The organism is Mastigocoleus testarum BC008 (genome assembly GCF_001456025.1).
Taxonomy (GTDB): domain Bacteria; phylum Cyanobacteriota; class Cyanobacteriia; order Cyanobacteriales; family Nostocaceae; genus Mastigocoleus; species Mastigocoleus testarum.
The window spans coordinates 14,371-38,840 of the sequence record NZ_LMTZ01000113.1; the positions used below are offsets into that span (position 1 = coordinate 14,371).

Consider the following 24,470-nt stretch of genomic DNA (forward strand, 5'->3'; position numbering starts at 1 on the left):
TAATAATGTGCTATTAAGAACCTTTATATTTTCTTTAAACTCCTAAAACCTCCGAATTTCGTTGGAGTTTAACTTTTCCCGTTCTAATCTCAAATCTGAGTTTATCTTCGACTTATGCTGAATTCAATATTCTTAAGGGTTATACTCGTGCTCAGTAAAAATCTTGATAACTTAATTCAATTTATTTGGAGTTACTTATACTTAGCTCATATTGTAAAATTTTTATAAAAAATATATAAATACTCAAGTAAAAATACTTTGAAGTAAAATGATCTCATATTCTTGTTATGAAGAATAATTTTGGGCGTTGCAAATAATAGACTTTTGCTGAATTATAAATAAATTTTCAATTCTTTCAAGTTCGAATTAATGCCACAATGATGCAACCAACACCTTTTATTTTCTATTTAATTTCCCCTGCTTTCTTCAGTAACTGCTTGTGCTTCTCTTCTTGAAATTTCCAGTAGCTTTTCAGGTAATCACCAAAAATGATATTACCTTTGAGACTTTTATCATTCATATACTTTTGCCATTCTGGAGATTCATATACTTTCTTGAACAAGTTTCGGTAATAAATTTCAGTTTCTTTACTCATCCCTGGAGGACCAACTATACTGCGCTGCATGTCATAATCAAAATCTTGATCCTTTTCCTGAAAATTTGGCGTATCAGGAAATCTAGCTAAGCGCTCTGCAGTAAAAACAGCAAGTGGGGTGAAAATACCTTTTTCGTAAAAACTCAAAGCTTCAGAGGGGTTATTCACCGTCGAATTTACTTGTTTGCTCGCTAACTGTTTTGCAACAGTACCACCCCCTTTAAAAGGTAGATAGCTAATATTCAAATCGTAGCTACTATTTAAGAAATTAGTAATGATTTGATCCTCTTGTCCTCTACCAGTACCAGCCATCTGCCATTTTTCACCAGCTGTTTTTGCTGCTTTTACAAACTCTTCTAAATTATTGATTCCACTATCTTTGTGAACCCACAAAACAAAAGAATCTTCCGCCATGCGAGCAATAGGAGTAAAACTATAAATATCAATACCCAGTTCTGGATTACGTAAAGGAGTAGTATAAAAACTATTAAGAGTCACTAAAATAGTATGGTTCTTGTCCTCTGCATTTTGCAAGTACTGTAAAGCTTCAGCACCGGAATTATTTGGTTTATTAATAGGGACAAACTGTTGAGACGATAAGTTATTGTCCTCAATAATTTTTCCCATGAATCGAGCCATCTTATCAGCCCCACCACCCTTACCAGCCATGATTATAAATTCAATTCTCTTTTCTGGTTGCCAATTTGAAACCAAAGCTTCATTATCAGTTTGAGTAGTTGCTTGGGTACTGGTTCCACTTTTTACAGCACTTTTACGAACATCGTTAGTAGATCTACATGCTACGGTAAAAGTCCCAATACCCAGCAGTGAAAGCATGAATATTTTCTTGATGTTCATCTAGCAACCTCCTGAGCGCTGTAAACTACGTACTTCAGAGTAATAAAGTAAACAACATATTTTATACGCTAATTGTTATTTTCACAACTTATAGTGAGTAAACAGGAGGACAGGCAAATTTCCCGAATCACCTCAAGCTTAAAGATTAGGATTCAACTCGCAAACCTAGAATTACCAAGTCATATTCAATACCGTTCATCAATGCAATTCCCGGTAATCTTCCCCAAGTTTGAAAGCCAAATTGTGCGAATAAATTCAAGCTTGGATGATTATGACCAAAAATAAAAGCAAGGAGATTTTGTAAGCCCAAGTTGGGACTATACTTAACTGCTTTCGCTAATAGCTGCTTTGCTAAGCCTTGACGATGATATTCTGAAGCGATATAAATACTAATTTCTGCTGTACCATCATAGGCAGAACGCCCATAAAATGACTGAAAACTTAACCACCCAGCAACCATATCATTAACTTCTATAACCCAAATAGGGTGTTTGGTTGGTGAATGTAACTCAAACCAACCACGACGACTGTTAACAGAAACTGGCTTTAAATCAGCTGTAGCCATACGACTCGGGATAGAAGCATTGTAAATTTTCACAATTACAGCGAGGTCGTTAATTGTGGCGTAACGGATATTTGCCATTAGCACTCTTATAAGTTTTAAGTTATTTTACTGGACTTTAGACTAGCGTCCGCACCGACACACATAGCACTACATTTTAAACCCAAACAATTTTATTCCCTGTTCTTGGTTCTGCTAAGTTTTGAGTGCCGCTAATTATTCTTTTTTCAAAAATTAGAATTGTTATTTTTATATAATTTTCAATAAATAATTTTCAATAAAATAAAAAAATACTGCTAAATATAAATTCTCTGAATATGTTCCCAATTCACTCCTAGCAAGAAAGTGTAACAATCTTCAAGGTCATTAATATTATTTAGTCGTCAGTATACAAAAAGTCAATACTGTGGCAGAGGACTTAATAGGATTTTACGGTAATATCAAGGTGTAACGCAATCATGTCGAAATTTATTGGGATGCACTGGTACCACTACTTCCTTTATTTGGTACCGCGAACTACATGGCAATAAATTATACCTATTGCTTCAGTAGGTGTATTACTATCTTGATTAAAATTTATTGTTGAATAAATTTAATAAAATTAGAGCATCTATTTCAACCAATCAACTTTTCACCAGGATAAATATTTTCAGGTAATTCTTTACTTTAGAATTTCTTATTTAAATCTTTTAATTTTATTCTTGGGGAAAATGATATCTATTGTAATTAGTTAACTTTATACCTTAGAAAGTGATATTTGGGTGTTATTTTACTCTTAGATTAAGAGCTTGCTAAGATATTTAATGGAAGCACTTTACAACCTATTTAAATTACAAAGGAATACATAATTATGAACCCTCCAGAAATTCAACTAAGTACTACCAATAATCTAACTCCACAATTAGCAGAATTAATTTCGGATAATCAAAAGTCCGAATTGAAAGATTCAACTATTAGCGACAACAATAATTTAGCTAGAGTTAGAGATATTTTATTTGGTAAACAGTTACAGGATGTAGAGCAAAGATTTGCTCGCATGGAAGAAAAAATAGAAAGAGAATGTCTGAGATTGCGTTCTGAATCCCATAAACGTCTCGATGCCCTAGAAGCATATATAAAACAAGAAATTGACTCGATCGCACAAAGATTAAAAACAGAACAAAATGAACGGGAAATAGCATTAAATGGATTAAACGAAGAATATAAAAATATTACTAATGCTTTAGAAAATAAATTGACACAATTTGATGAAGAAACTGCTAGTAATCAGAGAGAATTGCGCGAACAGATTCTTCAACAATCTAAGACTCTTCAAGATGATATTCGGGAAAAATATGAAGAAATTTTGAATTTGTTACAAAGAGAAAACCAAGAATTGCGCAATCAAAAAACTGATCGGAATACTTTAGCAGCTTTATTTGCAGAACTTGCGATTCAATTAAATTCACAAAAATAACTGCTTAAGTGAAATAATGCTCGTTTCTTAAATTTTGTTTCTTAAATGCCTATCTTCTTTATACGCTTACGCTGTTTACGTGCATAATTACTATGCATAAATATTTCAACACTGCAATATTATCGTAATATTTTTGAAACATACAGAATACAAGGTGACTAGAAAAGCTTGGCAAATCAGGGGGTTAAGTGGTGAGTGACTATTCGATGAATGAGTTGGGGAAAAAGTCTCCAAATAATCATCATGACTTAGATAGTGACGAACTTAACGAACTTCGGCTTTTGCTCTTGGGGATCGAACAATCCAAACTGAATAATTTGTACAAAAGACTCGAAAACCCCGAAATTCAACCAGAAGATGTGAGCAAGTTGCTTCCAGAAGCAGTAGTATTGCGGTCTAAGCAGGATCGACAACTAGGAGAAGCAATGATACGCACGGTTGAAGATGCGATCCAAGGTTCGGTAAAGCAAGATATTAACACCCTTTCCGAAGTTATTTTCCCAATTATTGCTCCAGCTACCCGCAAAGCGATTGCAACGGCTTTGGAAGAGATGATTCAATCTTTAAATCAAACCTTGGAGCATAGTTTATCTCCGGAAAGTTTTAAGTGGAGGTGGGAAGCAAAACGTACTGGTAAGTCATTTGCAGAAATTGTTTTGCTGCGGACTTTAATATTTCAGGTAGAACAAGTATTCCTAATTCACAAACAAACGGGTTTACTATTGCAACATGTAGTAGCTCCACAGGTAGCAACCCAGGACCCAGAACTTGTGTCGGCTATGCTAACAGCAATAGAAGACTTTGTTCAAGATTCCTTTAATGTTGCTCGGGGAGATGGGTTACAATCGCTAAAATTAGGAGATCTCAATATCTGGATCGAAGAAGGTCCATTGGGTTTCGTTGCAGGAGTAATGCGGGGTAACACACCACAGGAATTGCGTTGTGTGTTTCAGGAAGCTATAGAAAAAATCCATCTCAAGTTCGCAGATGAGTTAAATGACTTTGATGGTGAAACCGATACTTTTATTACAAGTAAACCTTATTTAGAAGCTTGTCTGAAGTCTCACTACAAATCTGAAAGCAAAAAAAAATATACTTATGCTTGGATATTTCTAGGGATAATAGCAGCAATTTTGGGAACTTTCAGCTTTTTTGCAGTTATAGATCTAGTTCGTCGAAACTCTCTAATTACAGAATTGAACAAGCAACCAGGTATTGTAGTTATAAAAAGCGAACGGCAGGGTGGTAAATTTATAGTCTCAGGAATGCGCGACCCATTAGCAGTGGAACCTCAAACTTTACTCCAAAAAGCAAATTTTGCTCCCAAAGAAGTTATTTTTCAATTGAAAGCTTACCAATCCCTTGAAGCAGAATTAATGACCCGAAGAGCAAAAAAAATACTCGAACCACCAGACACAACGTCTTTACAAGTCAACGAAAATGGCTTGCTTCAAGCGAAAGGTTCAGCATCACATGAATGGATTTTAAAGTTGAGACAACTATGGCGTTTTATTCCTGGAATAAATAAACTTGACGATGTAAATCTTATTTCTAGCGAACTCAATCAATTAAATTCATCCAAACGAAATATCGAAAAAACAAAGATTCTATTTGAAGAAGGAACGACCAATTTATTACCAAATCAGGGTAAGAAACTAGAAAAACTCAAACTTGATTTCCAAAAACTATTCACTACATCTCAAAACTTAAATCGTACAGCACGCATTCGGATAATTGGACATGCTAATACAAAAGGAGATGAAAAAACAAATATTATTCTCAGTGAAAATAGAGCGAAAAAAATTCTCAGATATCTTGATGATCAAGAAATTAAAATTCGTCAGATTCGCGCAATTGGTGTTGGTTCAGCCCGACCTCTAAAAAATCAATCTATAAAAATAAATACACAGAAAGATATGGAAAAAGCAAATATAAGGGTATCCTTTAAAGTGTCTATTACGGTTCCCAAAGAATAAAGGAGTATGCCATATGCTCCAGAAAAAAATTTGCATGGTTGGTGCATTTGCAACAGGTAAAACTAGTTTAGTTTCGCGGTTTGTTTATAGTATTTTTTCAGAAAAATATCTCACAACTGTAGGTGTAAAAATAGATAAAAAATTATTGAATATTCAAGGTCGGGATCTCAATTTGATTATTTGGGACCTTTATGGAGAAGATGATTTTCAAAAACTCAGACTTTCTTACCTGCGAGGTTCATCTGGATATCTTGTTGTTGTTGATGGTACCCGCAATCAGACTTTAGAAAAAGCTTTAGATTTACAGCAAAGAGTAGAAGCAACAATTGGTAAAAAACCATTTATTCTCGTACTCAATAAATCTGATTTGCAAGATGAGTGGGAAATAGATCGAGACGAAGTAAGTAGTTTAACTCAAAAGGGATGGACTGCGATCGAGACCAGTGCTAAAAATGGTCTGGGAGTTGAAGATATTTTTCAAACATTGGCACAGAAAATGTTGGAGGAATAAATGATAGAAATCCCCACGGATATTACAGATTATATCATTAATTTTACGATCAAAAATCGCTCGCTTGCTTATCTTTTAACTAATAAGGAAGCTTGCTTATCTGATTGGGGAGGACAATTATCAGTTTATGGAATCACAGATTTACAATGGGGAAAAGATATCGGTCAACAAGTATTTTTTTTAGAAGGGTTGTTACCTTTAGATGATTTCCCTTTATTCTTACCCTGTGTGAAAACTGAGAAGGGAATTTGTGCAGATGTACATCTTTTCCCCTCTGCACAGGGGGATTGGGTGTTATTTTTAGATGCTATGTGGGATGAAAATCATGTAAGAAGAATTCAGCAGCAGATTAATAATTCCAAGTTAATCGAAGAAAATTTTCGTAGAATATTAAGGCACACCTAAAATATTAAAGCACACATAAATTATAGTTATTAATTAACCTCTCTACGCTCAAAATCAGTACAAATATCATAATGCTCCGATCCTACAATTGCGGCATGAAATAACTATGACAAATTCGATTACAACTGACATTTTAGCCGCCTTAAATATTCTAGTGTTAGAGAGACTAGATATTGGCTTATTTAAAGTTACTGGAAATGTACCAAATTGGTTAACCCGCTTCTGCGAACGCAATATAAATATTGGCAAAAAAATATTTATTCCTCAAGAAGAATTTCCTTTTTTAGAAAATTTTTTAATTGATGCTGAAGAGTTTTGGTTAAATCCTCACAATCGACCACTTAAATCTGGCTTTTGGATTCAGCAAGATTTACTCGGAACGGAATGCTATTTAGAAGCATCTGCAATTGTGATATCCCCACAGGAGATGCACGAAGCGAGCGAGCAACGCAAAATATTATTAGTTGAATTACTTGAAGATACTTACCAAGAAAAACAATCGTTCATTCAAAAAGCTAGGGAAAATCAACTTAACTATCAACAATTTATTAAAGAGAACCAAAAAAAAGAGATATTAATTCATTGCTTAATTCATGATGTAGCTGGTCAACTAAGTGGGATTAATTGTTGTTTAGCGCTTTTAGAATTAGAAAATTTAACGCCAAAAGGGAAAGAGCACTTAGAAGCAGGGAGAAAACAATCTATTAAGCAGGAAATGCTCCTTAGGGAAATACTTAATGCTTTTTCTTCGGAAGTTAGCTCTCAAGAACAATTCTACACCGATCCGATTCATGCACCAGATGTACTCACAACTACTCAGGAGATAATTGAACTATTAGCCCCAACTTTTGCACTTAATAAAATCAACATTCAGCTAGCAGCTAATATCGACTTAAACATTAATTGGAAAGTAGTTGGCGATCGTTCTCGTTTGGAAAGAGTGATTTCAAACTTGTTAGAGAATGCTTTTCGCTATAGTTATCCAGATTCTACTGTAATTGTTAGTTTACAACAAGATCAACAATATATTGTTGTGACTATAGAGGATGAAGGATCTGGTGTTCCCTCAGAATTAACTCACAGTTTATTTAAAAAGTTTTATCAAGGAAAAGATAAATCGGGTAAATCTGGTTTAGGACTCTATTTTTGTCGAATTACAATTGAGCGTTGGGGAGGTAAAATTGGTTATTCTCCTCGTCCGCAAGGTGGTTCTTGTTTTTGGTTTCGTTTGCCAAAAGTAGCATCTGCATAGTAAACATAAAATTTAAATTCAAAAAATATGCAGAGACGTTACGCCATAACGTCTCTGCACATTTAAAATGCCTTTAATTTGAAAATTAGGCTATGCTAAAGCTGTCTGTAATATCTTTTTTACCTGCAGATATCCAGATTTTCTGTTTTTTGTTTTGCTAAAGTCATCTTCAAAGGGTGCAATGGCTTAAAAAACTCCCCATAACAAAGAGTCTCTGCTAATAGGTATAGTCTATGGGATTAATTCCACTCCTTTTCAATTAATATTTTTTGTATACTAGAACTTCTGTTGTGCGGCATCAAATTTATCCATTTTCATGACAAGCACAATCAAAGGAAATATAAGGAAAAACTTCAACAAAGAAGGGGCTAAAATAAACCCTAATATTGACAATATCGATCCACTTACTATCGCTGCAATTCGAAGAATCTCGTCTTGGAGCTTTAATCCTCCCCAGATAGAGCCAATCCCGATAACTAATAAAACCAAACAGGTTGCCAGCATTTTCAATTCTCCATATTCAAACTTGGGTTTTCTGCTACGCCAACGCTTCACGACCGTACAAAATTTAGAAATATCGAAATAAATCGATATAAACGGTTTGAAGCTACGATCAACAAAAACCAATAAAGTTTACCCCTAAGCAGACTTAGCAAAATACTATCTAAGTCTAACACTTAAATACATGCCATAGAGATATTTAATGATTTATATACAAAATTTTACAAAAATACATCAAGTAATGAGATATGTATCAGGCTAATTATGATTAAAGCTAAATTATGTCTTGAACGAGTTAGTCCTTAAGGATTATAGCTCATTGGCGACTACAGATGCAAACTCTGAAAAAGCTTCCTCATTCCGGCGATAGTAAGTTGACTGCCCTTGACGGGTTGAGATTACCAAACCTGCTGTTTCGAGCATGGATAAATAATGAGAAACTGTGGACTGAGCCAAACCAGTTTTTTTCTGAATGTCACCAACGCAAACACCAACTCTAGCCGTATCTATCCCTTGTGATGGAAAATGGACTTCGGGATTCTTTAACCATTGAAGTATCTGAAGTCTTGTTTCATTAGCGAGAACTTTGAATACATCTTTCTTTTCCATGTCATCATAATATCGCGAAGGTTGGATATTTTCCTCTCTTACTGGTTCCTTATAATACGTTTGCCCTGATGTTAGCAGAAAAAAAATCAGTTCTAATGTTACGCAAACATTAATATGACTGTTATTAAGCATCATTTAATATGATGCATTCAATCCCTCTGCCTGTAAGTATTTGGCTTTATAGTATCCCAATCATATCTTGAAAAAATAGGTTTATCCATAGTCCCTATGAATCATTTTACCTGTAAATTAGGGCAACGTTGAGATGACATCTTCAAGAGTAAAGTAATACTTGCCACCAAGTATCAGTTACTGAAATGTCTGGTTTTTTTTACCCAATTCGTCGCCCGATAAAACGTATAGTTCTGGAACCGAAAAACGCATTTCGATCTAGAACTAAAGATAAGAGGTTAGAAATAATTTTTAACGCCTATATCTTAATTTATTATGAATCTCTACAAAATGTGTATTTTTTTGGCGATAATTTACATATATATTCTGTAAAATTAAAACTTATACCCCTAAAGTTTTCAGTTTTACAGTTTTCAATGGGGACTTCTCATAGATTTAAATATTCTATTTTCAGCCTGTGCTCGCGACTTTAGTCTTCATGCACCGCACAATAAATCAATATAAAGTATGGGAGAATCTATATTTTGGCATTTTCTTTGTTACACCGATTCAATAAATCATTGCAACAGATYCTTCTGTAGAGACCTTGCGTGCAAGGTCTCTGCAAAATATATTTGTCTCATTATTTTTCCAAATTGGTACTTGAATATTTATTCAAGCCGTCAGCCTTGTTTATTTGTTCAATGTGAATCTTGTACCCAACCAAGTACATTAGTAAGAAAAATCATARCTTGTTTGTAATAGCGCTTTAGCGCTAAAGCGCGACTACTAGCCAAATACAGATATTTTATATTTATTTACATAGTTTACTTTTTTCTCGCCTACTTACTTATCTTCAGAATTATTACTCTAAAAATACAAAATTTAATCGGCTTGGATAAAGTTTTGAACTTAGATTTTTTTCTGGAATAATTCCTAGAGACGCTGCTGTGACGCAACGTCTCTAAACTTTCTGAGGATAACTAAAAAATAGCTATACAGTTAAAAAAGAATACCCATAATTCTCGTACATGATAGAACGCGATGGATTTTATGAAGGCAATTTTTCCTTTTTTTAGCTTGTAATTAGGTTTTTTCCCCGAATTTTCCTCAAATTTTCCCCAAAAGCAATGACTATTTTTAAGCTTGCTCCTGAGGGATTTGTGTTAATTGGGCTGCTAATTTTTCTTTATCTTGGCGACGTTTTTTCGCATAAAGTTGAATTGTCGCAGCCATTGTAATAATCAAACCAAAAATTACCCAAACTGTGGCGTTTGTCGGTAGACTATTTTTAAACACAGCTAGCAATACAATCACCAATAGCATAACTGTGGGTGCTTCATTTAAAGCGCGTAGTTGTTTGCTACCCCATTTGCAAGTATTTTCTTCTAGCTGCTTAATTAAGCGTCCACAATAAAAATGATAGAACAGTAAAGCAGCGACAAAACCTAATTTAGCATGCAGCCAACCCTGCTTTAGATACTCAGGTTGGGTAACTAATAAACCAATAGCACACCCTACAGTCACTACCATTCCAGGAGTGGTAATGATGTTATAGAGCCGTTTCTCCATAATTTGGTATTGATTTTTTAGGATGCTTTTGGCTGGTTCCGCTTCTTGCTCGGCTTCAACATGGTAGATAAACAAACGTACTAAATAAAATAAGCCGGCGAACCAGACTACCACACCAATGATATGAAATGCTTTAAACCAGGAATATGCCATAAGTTCTCCCCTTGCTCAAACGCTCGATAATTTTTGTTCTTTAATTCCTGCGAGTCATATCAATTAGGGTACGCCAAAATGCTTCACGGAAATTGCTGTTATTGCTGTTAAAAATATAAAGAAGTGCAAAGTTACGATTGATTTTGGTAATTGGTAATTGGTGATTGGTAATTGGTAATTGGTATACGCCCGCACTGCTAACGTAGTGAATAGTGTTCTTAGTCGCTTCCCAATTTCTAATGCCCAACTCCCAAGCATCAATTCTCTCATAACGTCTTCCTGGAACGCAGGTTCTGAATATTTTGCTCCCAATTTGCTCCATCAAAGGGTGTAACTTCGAAATCTGAAATCGGGTTTCCATCAAGACAACGTAGGTTTACATCAATACAATCTGGATGACTGCGGGGGATATAAAATGAGTGCACCCCACAAATTTTACAGAATTTATGTTTAGCGACACCAGTATTGAAGGTGTAAGTTGTTAAAACTTCTTCACCTTTGAGGAGAGTGAACTTATTGCACGGAACAATTAGATGTAAAAATCCTTTTTTTTGACAAATTGAGCAATTACATTCATCTACTTGGTATTTTTCCACTGCGACTTTGAAGAGAACAGCACCACAATGACATCCACCTGTATATATCTTTGGTTGGTTAGCACTCACCATAATACAAGTCTCAAATAAGGTTGCAATCGTTTTTAACCTACTCCTACGTAGTTTCAAAAAGCAAGATTTTTTGAGAAATTTATATCTTTGGGATAATAAACGTTTAAGTCTGCAGTTCCCAGCATTTAATTTACCAGTATTTAGCTGACGGCTTGGAGCATCCAATTTAGAAAAAGGTAACACAGTACAAAAATCTCTCTCATCCAAAGTGTAGTGCTATTTAGTTTTTAAAATATATGTTTTACTTCTCAGTAACTTAAAGTCTTTACCGTCGAAGCCTTGATGGTAGAGTATTTATGCTTGCGCCTTTAGTTTCTTGGAAAGTTAAAATATTCAAGTTCTTATTAGTTCAGAATCTACCTTGGGAAGTCAAAATCACTAAACTTAAGTTAACTTAAATCAAATTCGAGTATAAATTTATTCATGTCGTCTAACAATCAAATAGCAGTTGAATTCCGTAATGTTACTCTAGTCAAGGGCAATCGGCCTTTGGTAGCCAATCTTAACTTCAGTATTAATCAAGGAGAAGCCTTGATATTACTTGGTCGTAGCGGTAGCGGTAAAACTACTACGATGAAATTAATAAATCACCTATACATGCCAACGGAAGGTGAAGTACTATTCAATGATATTCCAACTACCGAGTGGAATGAAATTAAATTACGAAGACAAATTGGTTACGTCATTCAAGAAACTGGTTTATTTCCCCATTTTACGGTAGAAAAAAATGTGGGATTAGTTCCGGCTTTGGAAGGCTGGAAACCAAAGCAAATTCAAAGTCGTGTTTCCGAACTACTACGGTTAGTTAGTTTAGAACCAAACCAATTTGCTCATCGATATCCCCATCAACTTTCTGGGGGACAACGTCAACGAGTTGGCGTTGCAAGGGCGTTAGCGGCAGATCCACCAGTATTATTAATGGATGAGCCCTTTGGTGCATTGGATCCCATTACCCGTTTGGAGCTACAACAGGAATTTCGAAGATTGCAGGAAGAATTGGGTAAAACCGTAGTTTTTGTTACCCATGACATCCAAGAAGCCTTTGTTTTAGCATCTAGAATTGCTTTGATGGATGAAGGAAAAATGGTATTTTTAGGGACACCAGAAGAGTTTAAGCAATCTAAACACCCAGAAGCTCGCGCCTTTCTTGAATGTATTGAATTTGCACTATGAATAATTTTTTCTTGATTAAATATGGCTCAGAGATTTGGGAGAGCACTCTGGAGCACTTATTTCTTGTACTTGTTTCCATCGCTATTGCTACACTAATTGGTTTACCTCTGGGTATTTTAATTACCCGTGAAAAGAATTTTCGTCAACCAGTTCTTGGAATTGCAAATGTTTTGCAAACTATTCCCAGTTTAGCGATGTTTGGTTTACTAATTCCCATACCTGTACTTGGTGGGATCGGTAAGGTACCTGCAATTGTTGCGCTCACCCTTTATTCTTTATTACCAATAATCCGCAACACTTACACTGGTATATCCGGTGTAGATCCAGCAATTAGAGAAGCTGGAAGAGGTATGGGAATGACTGACAAAGAATTATTGATGCAAGTAGAAATACCCTTAGCAATGCCAGTTATTTTAGCTGGAGTTAGGGTTGCAACAGTAATTGCTATTGGTATTGCAACTATCGCTGCTGCAATCGGTGCTGGTGGTTTAGGGATATTTATTTTCCGAGGAATTTCTACAGTTAACAACGATTTAATTCTAGCAGGTGCTGTTCCTGCTGCTGGGATTGCCTTACTTGCCGATCTTCTAATTGGTGGACTTGAGAAAAAGTTGAAAGTTGGGAAAAAATAAGTGGAACGGAAAACAGGGGATTATTGGAAGGGGAAAGAAGAACGATAAGTCGCAAACAATTAAGATGTTTGGCAGATAAATCGCATTTGCTGCTCACGAATTACACACCATAGGATTTCCCCTTCCTATGTTTTGTCTTGAGTTTAAATATAATTAATTACTCTTAAATAATAATTTAAATTCTATTTTTATTACTTACTTATTATTGTGTAGATATTTACGAATTAGGTCATTAGAGGTTACCTAGCATAGAAATGTCTTTAAAAGATTACAGTAAACTGCAAAAACTTCCGCACAATTAATATAAAAAACAAATACTATTTTAAAGTTAGTTCAAAATTTTGGATATATTTAGGACTTACGCAAAATTAACGTAATTGCGTCATTACGAGCGATAGCGACGTATATGTCCTGCGGACACGCTGCGCTAACGCAAGAACTCTGAGATTGCTTCCCTACACTCCGTTTCGGTCGCAATGACAAATCTCCATTGCGTAAGTCCTGATATTAAATTAATACAAAAAGATAAAGTGTTTTAGTAAAAATTAAATAATTTTTAAATTTATGAGAGTTTAGATTAATTAGCTATTGCTTCCATAGAGCAGACGACTGCATTATTTGGGATATCTGTACGTATAAAAAATGATAAAACAAAACCTAATTCTTTTACTTATTATTTGCCATGAAGGTATATTGTAAGATATGTCTGTAACGCTGTCATTTGCTGTGTTAAAATTATAAATAATTGAAATATTTCGTTAAAATATTCTGCATAAGCATATTTATCAAATGCAGATATAGTTGGGTGCTTGTAATTTATCTTGTGATTGAATAGAGAAAAAGGATAGTCAAAAATATATTTTTTTCTCAATCATCTTTTTTCGGAAGAGTTTATTTAAGTAGTGAAGTACTTTAAAGAAAGCAAAAATATTTAATAATGTATTCGTTTTCATCTTAATAAAATTCTATTTAAAAAATAAAAATTACATTGAACTCTATATTAATAGACTGGTCTAATTATAGATTACCAAATACTAAAAAATTTTCTGTGAATAAAGCTATCAAACAAACTACTAGCAATTATTTTAATTTATTTGCTCCTATGCCTATCTGTATTCATATTATTTATACATTTGGGATTGATTTAATTGTCGCTCGCAGTTGTGAGTAACAGGTTATGGATATGAATGGTGAAAAACGCAGTCAACTACATCAAGCCATAATAAGTGCTTATCCAACACAAAGTAAATTGGCGATGATGGTTGATTTCAGGTTAGAAGAAAGTTTAGCAACAATAGCTGGAGAGATAGATCTTAATACAGTTGTTTTTAAATTAATTACATGGGCTAAAGCACAGGGTAAATTAGAAAAACTAATTGAGGGCGCATATAACGAAAACCCCAGTAATCCAGAGTTAGAAAATTTTTATAGAACAGTTTATAGAGTAAAAATGCTGGAAAAACTTGAAGAAGAAAGAGACATAAACAGTAGATTATATCAAGAATTGGAGAAGGAGAAAAGCAAAAACAGACAATTGAATCGAGAACTTGAAGAAGAAAGAAATAGAAATCAAGAATTACATCGAAAATTTGAAGTAAAACTACACCAAAATCAACAAACTGAAAGTGAAATATATGAATTAAATCGCTCCTTAAGCAATCTTCTTCAAGCCCGTAAATGGGTAGAAGCAAATCAAGCAACCCTCAACATTATAAATACAACTTTAAATTATTTCTCTAAAAAAAGCCCGAATGAATCTTTGAATGAAAGAGATATTTATATTTTGCCTTGTTATCTCCTATGTCAAATAGATCGAATGTGGCAACAACACAGCAATTACTGTTTTGGCTTAGCTGTTCAGCAAAGTATTTGGCAAGAGAAAAGATGCACTAACTTAGAAACACTTGGCTACTACTTAGGTTGGTATGATGCTGATACTAAAAAATGGCGATTGTTATCAGACCCAGCTTTCAGAGCAAAAGTTTGCTGTAATAAAAGAAAATATAAGGGGATTCTACCAACACTCTCTTCTAACTTAGAAGTTAATGCCGCTCTTATGCCCCATCTTATAGAAAAGCTAGAATTTTGCAGTTGCGATTTATGTTTTCCTAAGAAAACAGTTGAGAATAATTGAAGACCGAGAAAATTAATACTAGATTTTCGCTGGATAATACTAAGACAGTAATAACGTAATGAAATTATTTAAAATAATTCTGATTATATTTTGCAGCGATTAAGGAGTTAGGTAATGGAAGAACCTCAAAGTTCCCAAAATACCTTAGAATTTTTAGTTGAAGAGCAAACTTGCGTACTCAATTTAAATAATTCAAAAGATAGATATGAAAGACAAGCAGCAGCTTCTGAGTTGGGTAAGATAGTCGATTGGATTATTGAGAGTAAAGATAAAACAGCTTTCTTTGAGTTACTAAAAGCAGTTGAATCTTTAATTTACGCGATGCGTAACGATTACATGAAGCCAGTTCGCGATCGAGCCCGTGAGGTAGGAGGAACAATATATTATCGTCTGATGATAAAATACCACGTAGGAGAGGGTTTGGATTCTAAATTAACAAATGTTCTAAAAAAACTTCGACGGGCTTTGATACTAGCCGGAGCAGACCTAACTCAAGAAAAAAAGGAAGAATTAACAGAAACAGATCCTGCAAACTTAATAAAAACAATAAATACTTCTGAAGATATCGATATGCGGGAGGCTGCTATTGAGAAACTAGGAAATTTACAAGCCCAAGAAGCGATCGCACTGCTTGTTGATTTACTCCGAGATGCTGCAGAAAACCCCGACATTCGAGCAGCAGGGGTAGTTGCTCTCGCAAAAATAACAACGCCTGAGTTAAATAACTATGAATTAAACAAATACAACGATATCATTAATGCTCTAATACAGGCTTTAAACTATAGCGAGCCGATTGAGAACGATAGTTTTGTACGTTTGCAAGCAGCAATTGCACTGGGTAAATTAATACCTTCAAAAGCCATAGATGCTTTAGAACAAGCTATTAAACAAGATAAATTTAGTAATGTGCGTGATGCTGCAAAAGATGCGCTCAAAAATTATATTCGAGTTCATAAAACATCTAGTAAGGACAAGATTAGAGTCTTTAGATATTTAGAGTTAGCCTACCCTGAGGATACCAAACAACTGTCAAAAGAAAATTTTCCGGACTCCAAACTGATTAAAGAATTGAGTTCGGTACGAAATGTTAATTTTGACCGAATGACTGTAAACGAACTTATTCAGTCCCTAAAAGACGAAATCAATACAGATGAATGTGTTACGATCGCTAAAATTTTAGGGAAAATGGGAGATCCCCGCGCATTAAAACCACTGATTGAAAAGCTAAAAGTATTAGAGCATGATTGGATTGCACGCAAGTATGTAATTCAAGCATTCGGCGAACTAAACATTCCCAGCATTCTATTGGATGAGACACAACTAGTAAAAAATATTCTTGTCGAACGCTTGCGTAATGATATTATCTCTGATGTCAGAGATGCAGTAGAAAAAACTTTGCTGAATATATATATAAAAAATGACTACAAAGATGCAGAAGAAGCCTTGCGGAAATACTCGAGTGACCCTTTTATATTGATGAATCAAATCGGTCAGACAACACATGATTCATCAAACTACTTTATTGTGGAAGCTGATACAGATGCAAGCAAAAAACTAAATCCTGTAGAGCAAAAAGAAGATAGTGATTCTCTAGCTCAAACAGAAGAAGACATTAATCAATGTCAAAATAAAGATTTCAATCAAGAAAATATATATCCAAAAAACAAAGCATTCAAACCAGATAAAAATTTAGATTTTAAAGTTAAATTACTATTAATATTCATATGTTTATTATTATCAATTTTAATATCATTCATCGGTCTTTATGCTATTGGAAATAAAAACTTATTAATATGGTTATTTATTATTTTTTTGTTAGGTTCTAATATTTTCTTAGGTTTATTATTGGTTTTTCTATTAGGAATTATCATTGGCAATGATAAAATTCGTGAGATTTTCAAGCAAATATATCAATAGAAACAAAAACCAGTCCGATCATCCCAGAATTGATGATAGTGTTTGGACTTGACTTTTATATCCATTTTTATATTCATTTCAAACAGATTTTTTTTCGAAAACTATAATACTACGAGCATCATTAATCGGTTTATAGATTAATTCTTGAAAATCAGGATATTCTTCAGCCTTATAAACATCCTTATTAATAATTAAATTACGTTTTACTAAAATATATCCTTCTTTTTGTTCGTAGCTACTTATATAGGAACCAGTTGTATTTAATAAATTCCTATTCTTTGGTTGGCGGACTATTTTATATCCAACAGGAATATTAATTTTATATTCCCAATTATAACTTCTAGCACCTACAATAAATGGATACAAGCGTTTATCAAGTGTAAGGTATCTCCTTAACCATTGAGAGTTGATAGTATTAATTCCAACAGGTGTATTGAAATATATGCGATCTTCCACATCCACAGCATAAGGGCTGCTCCATTTAGCTTTTACTTTTACAGGTACATCCAAATTATCTAAATCGCCGGTCTTTAAAGTTCCAGCACCACCTTCAGGAGTACCTGCTAAGATTTTATTCGCAATTTGCTTTGGTGCATTAGATGTAAAGTATTGCCTGTAACCACTATTAAAATTACCAGAATATTTTAATTCGCTTTGACCTTTGATGGTTCCATTTTTTTCGATGTTAATTGAAGCTTTCATCTGATAGCTATTATTTTTAGCCAAAGATTTTGGTGTGTATTTAGTTAAACCTTTTTCTGTCAGTAAGACAACGAACTTATTACTAACAGAATCATCTAACTCCTCTAAAGCAGCATAATTATTAGTTGGGTCAGAAAAAATCTGATAATCGGGTAAGTAAATTATGGCATGATTAAACTGTGAAGATGTAGGTAATAGCAACTTTTGGTACATATCTCCCGAATTGACCAAAGTAGGAATAGATTTAATACCTATGGCTTTAAGTAAAGTATGCATTAAAAGTACATAATCTTTGCAATCTCCATAGCCATTGCGGAGAATTTGCGTGGAAGTGTGAGGAATATAACCTGCTGATTCGTTGAGATAAACTGCTAGGTATTCAATATTTTGTGCGACCCAGTTATAAATTGACCTTGCGGCTTCAATACCCTGTTTATCCTTTACTATTTGCAGGGCTAATTTTTCGATCTCTGGTGTGATGATGACTTTATCCCGCCATTTATCCCAAACAATCCGACCTATTTCTTCCCAACGATCTAGATTGGAAAATACAAACATAGAATCAAAATCCCAGGTATTAACCATACGATTTTCAAAGTCATAACCAGGTCGATTGGTTATTACGGCTTTAATTTTGCGACGATTTCCCTCATAAGTGTCTGTTACTGTATAGTCTCCTCTCTTTTCCCAATAAAGTTTAAGGGATGGAGGTAATTCTATCTCTATAGATTCTTTAACTGCTGGTACGGAAAAGAATGGAGCCTCAACATCGCTTAAACCAACAGTAAAAGGTTTTTTTTGAGTCAGTTTCCATTGCACAAAAGTTTTAGATCCAACTTTGAGTTGGGGAAATACTATCGTCATCCTTAAATCGTTGGTGAAACCCGGTACATATTCAGGACTAGAACGAGTGAAAATATTTTCTTTGGTAACCTTAATTTTTTTCCCATTTGGTTGAATGACATAAGCGTCAATTAATTCTACAGATTGGGTATCGGGAGAATAATCAAGATAATCTCTTTTCCAGTCTTCAATCCCTTGTTTGGTGAGCAAAGTTGTTTGCTGGGTTTTGAAGTGAGTATATGTATAGTCGGAATTAATTAAATACTTATTTTCATAATTGTCTATCCTTACATTATGGGTAATATTTTTATCTTGACCTGCTTGAGGAATAGACTGTATTTTATTTTTCTCACCCTTAATATCGGTTTCTATTTTTACGGGTGGGCTTATCTGGCGAGAACTTATAACTTGTGTAATATCAGCACCATAGCCAAGATTAGGTACTATATTGAATAATATTCCACAATAAAAGGCAACAATAAATCTAAAAATAAGTTTTTGTTTTCGATATTTCATTTTTCGCGACACAAGCAATAGACACCAAATACTTGTATTAGAATGTACAAGCATTTATATAGCAAGTAGTACTTTTAACTTATTATTGTCAAAAAGCTTGTGACTTAAATCACACACTATTATGGTATTGGTTTATAGTGCCACGACATTTTTATTTCTTTTCATACAAAGAGAAATAAGAATAACTCATAAGAACCTCACGGGAGTTTGGAAACCCAGTCTATTTATAGCTGGTAGGAAAAACGACTCGGGACAACTGATTGTCCGTGAAAATTTGTTTAGAGAAATGCTTGGCATCGGGAACCTTTGTGTAGTGTTAACGTCAAGTTAGTTATGACGAAATGACCTAACGCAGAGAATTTTGATTCGTTCTCAAGGCTTAATGGGCAGTAGTCAAGTAAAACAGCGAGTGTCTTTACGAAAACTGAGTCACTAGGGGGCGCGGGGGTGAGTTTACACCCTCTGGACAAACGTAACCGCGCCTAAAGTTCCGCGAAACAAATGAGTACGCACCAACATGCGGTTAGTTTGTGGAGGGGGATAAAGCTCTGTCTCTTTAGAGCAGAGAATGGTTACCTCGCCTTTAAGTACTCGTTGATTTATTGAATATTATATTTTTTAGAGAAATTATCTATCTACAGAAGATACAAGTAGTTGGGAAAATGTCATAATTGTTCAAAATTTAGATGAGGACAAATTCCCCACTTCCTAACTTATTTTAAAGAAGAGGAGCGAATATTGTCATTTAACTGTGTCAACAGATCGGGTAAAAATTGCCCAACTAAATGATTACCAGAAATGTATTTTCTGATTTACTTAAGCTACTAGTCGGAGCAACACATCATCATCAATCTCTTCATATTTTTCAATTAAATGCATCACGTACTGGAGCGTGTGAGGAATTATTTCCAAGGTACAACTATCAAGCATTGATAATTGTAAAGAAACAATATCAATGTCAGATGAAGATTCCCAAGCTTCAATCTCGATCGGTTTTTCGCTATGAACATTCACACAAATCGAGTAATTCTCAAGACGAGGAAGACGAAAAACAATATAAAATTGGTAACCACCTTGAAGTTGTAATTGTTTTACGGTGTGAAGTCCAATCTTCTCACCTATTTTAACGATTTGTTCTAAAGTTATAGTTTGGTTAATCATAATGTTTAGTCTATTTTAGTTTTACTAAACATAGATACAGCTTTGAGAAGACCAATTACATATTAAGCTGTACTAAAATATACTATTGTTACAAAATGGAAATTCTATCTTCTATCCAATATTTCCTAACTTTAGTTTTATTGGATTAGTAATAGCTATAGAGTTTTCACTATTTCTCATCCTCAGTTGAATGTTGACCAAAGTGATCGCTGCTTGTAATTAACCTAGACTCGGTTTAATCACAAGCTAACGACATCCTAAGTAGGACTTAAGACTTAACGGCGAATGCTAATATACCGAAATCATACTTTATACAGATATGTGCGATTTTTTCTCTACCTAGCTAAAAGGTTTTGAAAGTAGAGAAATGTTCGATGGGAAGACTTTGTCTGGTGGGAATTTCAATCAAAAATTCTGTTCCCTGACCCACTTGAGAAAAGCACTTAATTTGACCTTGGTGTTTATCTGCAATAATTTGATGACAAATACCTAAACCTAATCCTGTTCTGGGAAAAACTTCTTTTGTTGTGGAATCTTTAATTTGGAAATCTTTACTTTTAGAGGTCAAGTCAAAAATATTTTCCCGTACCGATTCCATCATACCTGGACCGTTATCAGTAATTTTAATGCTAATTTTGCTACCGACAGATTTAGTCACAATCCAGATAAATAAGGGAATATAAGGACATTCTGATGACCTTCCTGAATGTTCTTTTTCAATGGTGACAAATTTCTGTTCTAAAGTACTAATGTTATGAAGCAAGATATTTATGAATGCTTGATTTAATTGGGCTGGATAACATTCAGCTAACGGTATTCTGTCATATTTCTCTATCACCTCAATTCCAGGATATTTGCCCTTGGCTTTTAATCGGTGCTCTAAAATAAGTAAAATATTATTTAATTCTTCATTGATATCCACTAGTTTCAATTCGCTTTCATCTGCACGGGAAAATTTTTCCAACGATCCTAAAGTCTGACTCAGATGTTTAGCTCCAATTTTCATGGAGTTAAGAGTTTCATATAAATCCGTGTTTTGCAGATCTAGGTTGAGTTTTTTGAGTCGCTCTTCAATCGCTGGTGAAGCTTCAGGGTAACTATGATGGTAGAGGCTAGTAATTTCCAGTAAGTCCCCAGTACGTTGGCTAACTTCATTAATATTCTCCAGGATAGAGTTAACAGGATCGTTCATTTCACTAACAATACCTGTCAATAACTCTCCCAAATTTGCCATTTTCTCACCCTGGATTAAGTACTCCTGAGTTTGTTTGATTTCCTCAAATGCTTCAGTTAGTTGTGTTGCTTGCTCTTTTGTCTGTTGGAGTAATTCTGCTTGCTGAATTGCAACCCCCAACTGAGCCCCAAGTTGGTTGAGTAATTCGATTTCCTCACTTTTCCAATGACGGGGATAGGAGTTTTGATAAGCAATCAATAATCCCCATAATTCTTTACCTTGAGAAATAGAAGTAAAAACTTCATGACGCGGCAGTTTCCCATCTTTATTTGTATTTGTAAATGTTGGTAATATAGCTGAGTGTCCTTTTGACTGGGGTTGCAAACCATCTTTAAAGGAATCTGCAACAAATTCACCTCTCCAGTCAGAATCAAAGCGATATATTGAAACTCGATCAACTTTTAGTAGTTCCCTTACTGCTTGGGTACTAGTTTCAAAAATAGTTTGGATATCAAGAGAGTGACGTATTTTATCTACAGTTATAGCTAATAATTTTTGCCGCTCCATCGCCTGTTTATGTTCAGCAACTTTTGCTTGCATATCGCTTTGAACTTGCTCCCAATAGGTATCCTGTTTCAATGCGGTTCCTAATTGTTCGCCAATTTGATAGACAAACTCTATTTCTGAAGATTGCCAGTCTCGAGTTCTCTCACATTGATGAATGCATAATAAACCCCATAATTCACCAGCTTTAATTAAAGGTGCAACAATATTCGCACGTACTTGGAATTTTTCCAGGATTTGGATATAGCATTTCTTGAAATCATGTTTGTAAATATCCGAAATCGCACTGATTCGACCTTGGCGATAAAGTGGTACATAGTTTTGGGCAAAGCAATGGTCATAGACTTTATCTTTAAGAGCTGAATTTAAGCCCAAAGCCACATCTTCATAAATAATTTCTCCTTCCCATTTATTCCCCGGATCGAAACGGAATATAGCAACTCGGTCGGCTTTAAGTAACTGACGTACTTGAGTAACAGTGGTTTGGAAAATATCCTCTAAAGCTACAGACTGTCTGATACTGGCAATCGTACTAGTCAATGCTTTTTGCTGTTCGATTTCATAGCGAGCGTTAGCGAATAATTCGTAGTGACTTAGTGCTACAGAAACCTGGGAAGCAATTTGAGCTAAAATTTCAACTTCATCAGCTTGCCAATTTCTAGGAGAAGAATTTTGATATACCCCAATTAACCCCCAAAGCTTGTCCTCTTTTAGTATTGGAATGACTACAAAAGCTTTAGCCTGAAACTGTTCTAGTAGGGTTACATGACATTCACTAAAACCAGCCTGATAAATGTCGTCCACTGCAAAACTCTCATTATTGGTATACCGTCCCCCTTGAGTATCTTGCAGATAAGTATCGTTAATTGTCGGAGAAACTCCAATCAGAGGCGTCCAAGCTCGTTCGAATGACTCTGCAACAAAATTACCACTCCAATCTGAATTAAATTGAAAAATGGCTACACGATCAACCTTCAATAATTGTCGAATCTCTTGAGTCGTAGTTGATAATATTGTGTCGATATCGAGTGAATCACGGATTTTTTCAATAATTTCAACAACCATTTTGTGTTTCTGCTTCGCAGTGGCTAGTTTTTTAGCTAAATCAGCCTTTTCAATTCGATCCAGTTGTTGAATTGCAACTGTCAACAGCCTAGCAATGGTAATTACAAATTTGATTTCAGAAGATTTCCATTCACGAGCGCTACTACATTGATGAATGCATAGCAGACCCCACAATTTTGTTTCTTTAATTAAGGGAATTACCAAGTTAGCTCTAACTTGGTACTTTTCCAGCATTTCTGCATGACAATCATTAAGTTTGGCTACATGAACATCTGTAACTGCTTGTATCCTACCCTGGGAGTAATCAGTGGCAAATTTCTCTGCAAAACAGCGATCGCGAATTTTTTCTCCTACAATTGAATCCCAATCTGTGGAAACATTTTCAAAAATAAATTGTCCTTCCCAATCATCCTCGGGAGAAAATCTTAACACCGCAACCCGATCAGCGTTCAATAATTGTCGAACTTGAGCAACAATAGCTTCAAATGTTGCATTCAAATCTATCGGTTCCCGAATTTCTTCAATCATACTTGCCAATACTTTATGTTGTGCTGGTTGCTCTTGAAAACCCTTAGTAAAAAGATCAAGTTGTTTCTTTAGTTTTTGCGAACTTAACTGCATAGCCTTAATCATTTAGAGAACTTTCCTGAAAATTTTGCGACCAAATTTTATTATTTAAGACAGCATAAAACTTGCTTAATATGGATGCCTTTTTGCAATCATATAAGCGTTTATTTCATAACAAAATATGGTTTTTGAGAATTTTCTTGGATAAAATACAGAAATTTCAGTAAATCAAATTAAATCATATAAATAATATCTTTTATGAAAAATAAAAAAATCAGAATTTATTCGTTGAGAGATTTATATTTTAAATTCATCATTTTATTTAGTTGTAAATCACTGTTAAGATATGTACAACATCTACGATGCCGAGCACAACGATATAGATATAGTGATTTATGATTACCAAGATAACTTGATATCTTACTTTTTTTTCAGTTCAGTTTCCAATCAAATAGGAATCATTTTAAAGATAGTCTTATTTTACGACAATGCCATCTATCAATAGATTTACTATTAGGGGTCAATAATATAATTTTTTAGTTTATTTCCTCGAAATAAGAGAAAAATAAATTAATTAAAAAAAGCAAATTGCAATTATTACTAATAAAATACATATTACAATATCACATCTATCATATGAAATATTTCTTATACACTTATTATTTAATAATATTTTGTCCGTAATAAATAAAATTCGAGAGTAATTTAAATGATAGTTTATTTAACATTTTATAAACGCATTGGTAATAACGATAATTATCCAGTGAGATGGAAGATATTTTTAAGTTAAGAT

Annotated in this window: 19 protein-coding genes; 9 read left to right on the forward strand and 10 right to left on the reverse strand. The window is 34.3% G+C overall.

Going from position 1 to position 24,470, the window contains the following annotated elements:
• Positions 1-403: 403 nt before the first annotated feature.
• Complete coding sequence (locus BC008_RS28180) at positions 404-1,453, reverse strand: Bug family tripartite tricarboxylate transporter substrate binding protein (protein ID WP_201026189.1); 1,050 nt, start codon at positions 1,451-1,453, stop codon at positions 404-406.
• A gap of 145 nt (positions 1,454-1,598) precedes the next feature.
• Positions 1,599-2,096, reverse strand: a complete 498-nt coding sequence (locus tag BC008_RS28185; RefSeq protein ID WP_027845470.1) for a GNAT family N-acetyltransferase — start codon at positions 2,094-2,096, stop codon at positions 1,599-1,601.
• Between the two features lie 769 nt (positions 2,097-2,865).
• Between BC008_RS28185 and BC008_RS28190 the strand changes: the two genes are divergently transcribed.
• The 5 genes from BC008_RS28190 to BC008_RS28210 all read left to right on the forward strand — a co-directional run bounded on the left by BC008_RS28190 (position 2,866) and on the right by BC008_RS28210 (position 7,615).
• Positions 2,866-3,471, forward strand: coding sequence for a coiled-coil domain-containing protein (locus BC008_RS28190; RefSeq protein ID WP_027845471.1), 606 nt, complete (start codon positions 2,866-2,868; stop codon positions 3,469-3,471).
• A 191-nt stretch (positions 3,472-3,662) separates the two neighbouring features.
• Entirely contained in the window at positions 3,663-5,447 is a 1,785-nt protein-coding gene (locus BC008_RS28195; RefSeq protein WP_027845472.1) for an OmpA family protein, read from the forward strand.
• 13 nt (positions 5,448-5,460) lie between these two features.
• Entirely contained in the window at positions 5,461-5,958 is a 498-nt protein-coding gene (locus tag BC008_RS28200) for a Rab family GTPase (RefSeq protein ID WP_027845473.1), read from the forward strand.
• Entirely contained in the window at positions 5,959-6,363 is a 405-nt protein-coding gene (locus BC008_RS28205; RefSeq protein ID WP_027845474.1) for a hypothetical protein, read from the forward strand. It begins immediately after the preceding gene.
• A 106-nt stretch (positions 6,364-6,469) separates the two neighbouring features.
• Positions 6,470-7,615: a sensor histidine kinase gene (locus BC008_RS28210; RefSeq protein WP_027845475.1), complete on the forward strand. Its 1,146-nt coding sequence runs from the start codon at positions 6,470-6,472 to the stop codon at positions 7,613-7,615.
• A 276-nt stretch (positions 7,616-7,891) separates the two neighbouring features.
• On the opposite strand, the gene BC008_RS47680 is transcribed toward BC008_RS28210, so the two are convergent.
• From BC008_RS47680 to BC008_RS28235, 5 genes are all read right to left on the reverse strand, one after another.
• The gene (locus tag BC008_RS47680; RefSeq protein WP_058184094.1) at positions 7,892-8,242 is read right to left on the reverse strand and encodes a hypothetical protein; all 351 of its coding nucleotides are present in this window, start codon (positions 8,240-8,242) and stop codon (positions 7,892-7,894) included.
• 183 nt (positions 8,243-8,425) lie between these two features.
• Positions 8,426-8,860 (reverse strand): ArsR/SmtB family transcription factor, encoded by a 435-nt coding sequence (locus tag BC008_RS28220; protein ID WP_235595948.1) that lies wholly within the window; start codon positions 8,858-8,860, stop codon positions 8,426-8,428.
• 1,116 nt (positions 8,861-9,976) lie between these two features.
• Positions 9,977-10,561, reverse strand: a complete 585-nt coding sequence (hemJ, locus tag BC008_RS28225; RefSeq protein ID WP_027842182.1) for a protoporphyrinogen oxidase HemJ — start codon at positions 10,559-10,561, stop codon at positions 9,977-9,979.
• A 63-nt stretch (positions 10,562-10,624) separates the two neighbouring features.
• Positions 10,625-10,831 (reverse strand): hypothetical protein, encoded by a 207-nt coding sequence (locus BC008_RS28230; protein ID WP_058184095.1) that lies wholly within the window; start codon positions 10,829-10,831, stop codon positions 10,625-10,627.
• Positions 10,828-11,229: a GFA family protein gene (locus tag BC008_RS28235; protein ID WP_058184101.1), complete on the reverse strand. Its 402-nt coding sequence runs from the start codon at positions 11,227-11,229 to the stop codon at positions 10,828-10,830. Before BC008_RS28235 ends, BC008_RS28230 begins: the two co-directional genes overlap by 4 nt.
• A gap of 423 nt (positions 11,230-11,652) precedes the next feature.
• On the opposite strand from BC008_RS28235, the gene BC008_RS28240 reads away from it, so the two are divergent.
• The 4 genes from BC008_RS28240 to BC008_RS28255 all read left to right on the forward strand — a co-directional run bounded on the left by BC008_RS28240 (position 11,653) and on the right by BC008_RS28255 (position 17,085).
• Positions 11,653-12,402, forward strand: coding sequence for an ATP-binding cassette domain-containing protein (locus BC008_RS28240; protein ID WP_027842184.1), 750 nt, complete (start codon positions 11,653-11,655; stop codon positions 12,400-12,402).
• Complete coding sequence (locus BC008_RS28245; RefSeq protein WP_072207780.1) at positions 12,399-13,034, forward strand: ABC transporter permease; 636 nt, start codon at positions 12,399-12,401, stop codon at positions 13,032-13,034. The genes BC008_RS28240 and BC008_RS28245 overlap by 4 nt, the downstream gene beginning before the upstream one ends.
• 1,177 nt (positions 13,035-14,211) lie before the next feature.
• Complete coding sequence (locus tag BC008_RS28250) at positions 14,212-15,168, forward strand: effector-associated domain EAD1-containing protein (protein WP_027842185.1); 957 nt, start codon at positions 14,212-14,214, stop codon at positions 15,166-15,168.
• A gap of 114 nt (positions 15,169-15,282) precedes the next feature.
• Positions 15,283-17,085 (forward strand): HEAT repeat domain-containing protein, encoded by a 1,803-nt coding sequence (locus BC008_RS28255; RefSeq protein ID WP_027842186.1) that lies wholly within the window; start codon positions 15,283-15,285, stop codon positions 17,083-17,085.
• Positions 17,086-17,163: 78 nt separating this feature from the next.
• Here BC008_RS28255 and BC008_RS28260 read toward each other — a convergent pair whose 3' ends face one another.
• The 3 genes from BC008_RS28260 to BC008_RS28275 form a co-directional block, all read right to left on the reverse strand.
• Positions 17,164-19,146 (reverse strand): DUF3857 domain-containing protein, encoded by a 1,983-nt coding sequence (locus tag BC008_RS28260; protein WP_027842187.1) that lies wholly within the window; start codon positions 19,144-19,146, stop codon positions 17,164-17,166.
• A gap of 816 nt (positions 19,147-19,962) precedes the next feature.
• The gene (locus BC008_RS28270) at positions 19,963-20,307 is read right to left on the reverse strand and encodes a hypothetical protein (protein ID WP_027842188.1); all 345 of its coding nucleotides are present in this window, start codon (positions 20,305-20,307) and stop codon (positions 19,963-19,965) included.
• A 343-nt stretch (positions 20,308-20,650) separates the two neighbouring features.
• Positions 20,651-23,743, reverse strand: coding sequence for a GAF domain-containing sensor histidine kinase (locus BC008_RS28275; RefSeq protein ID WP_235595949.1), 3,093 nt, complete (start codon positions 23,741-23,743; stop codon positions 20,651-20,653).
• Positions 23,744-24,470 lie beyond the last annotated feature (727 nt).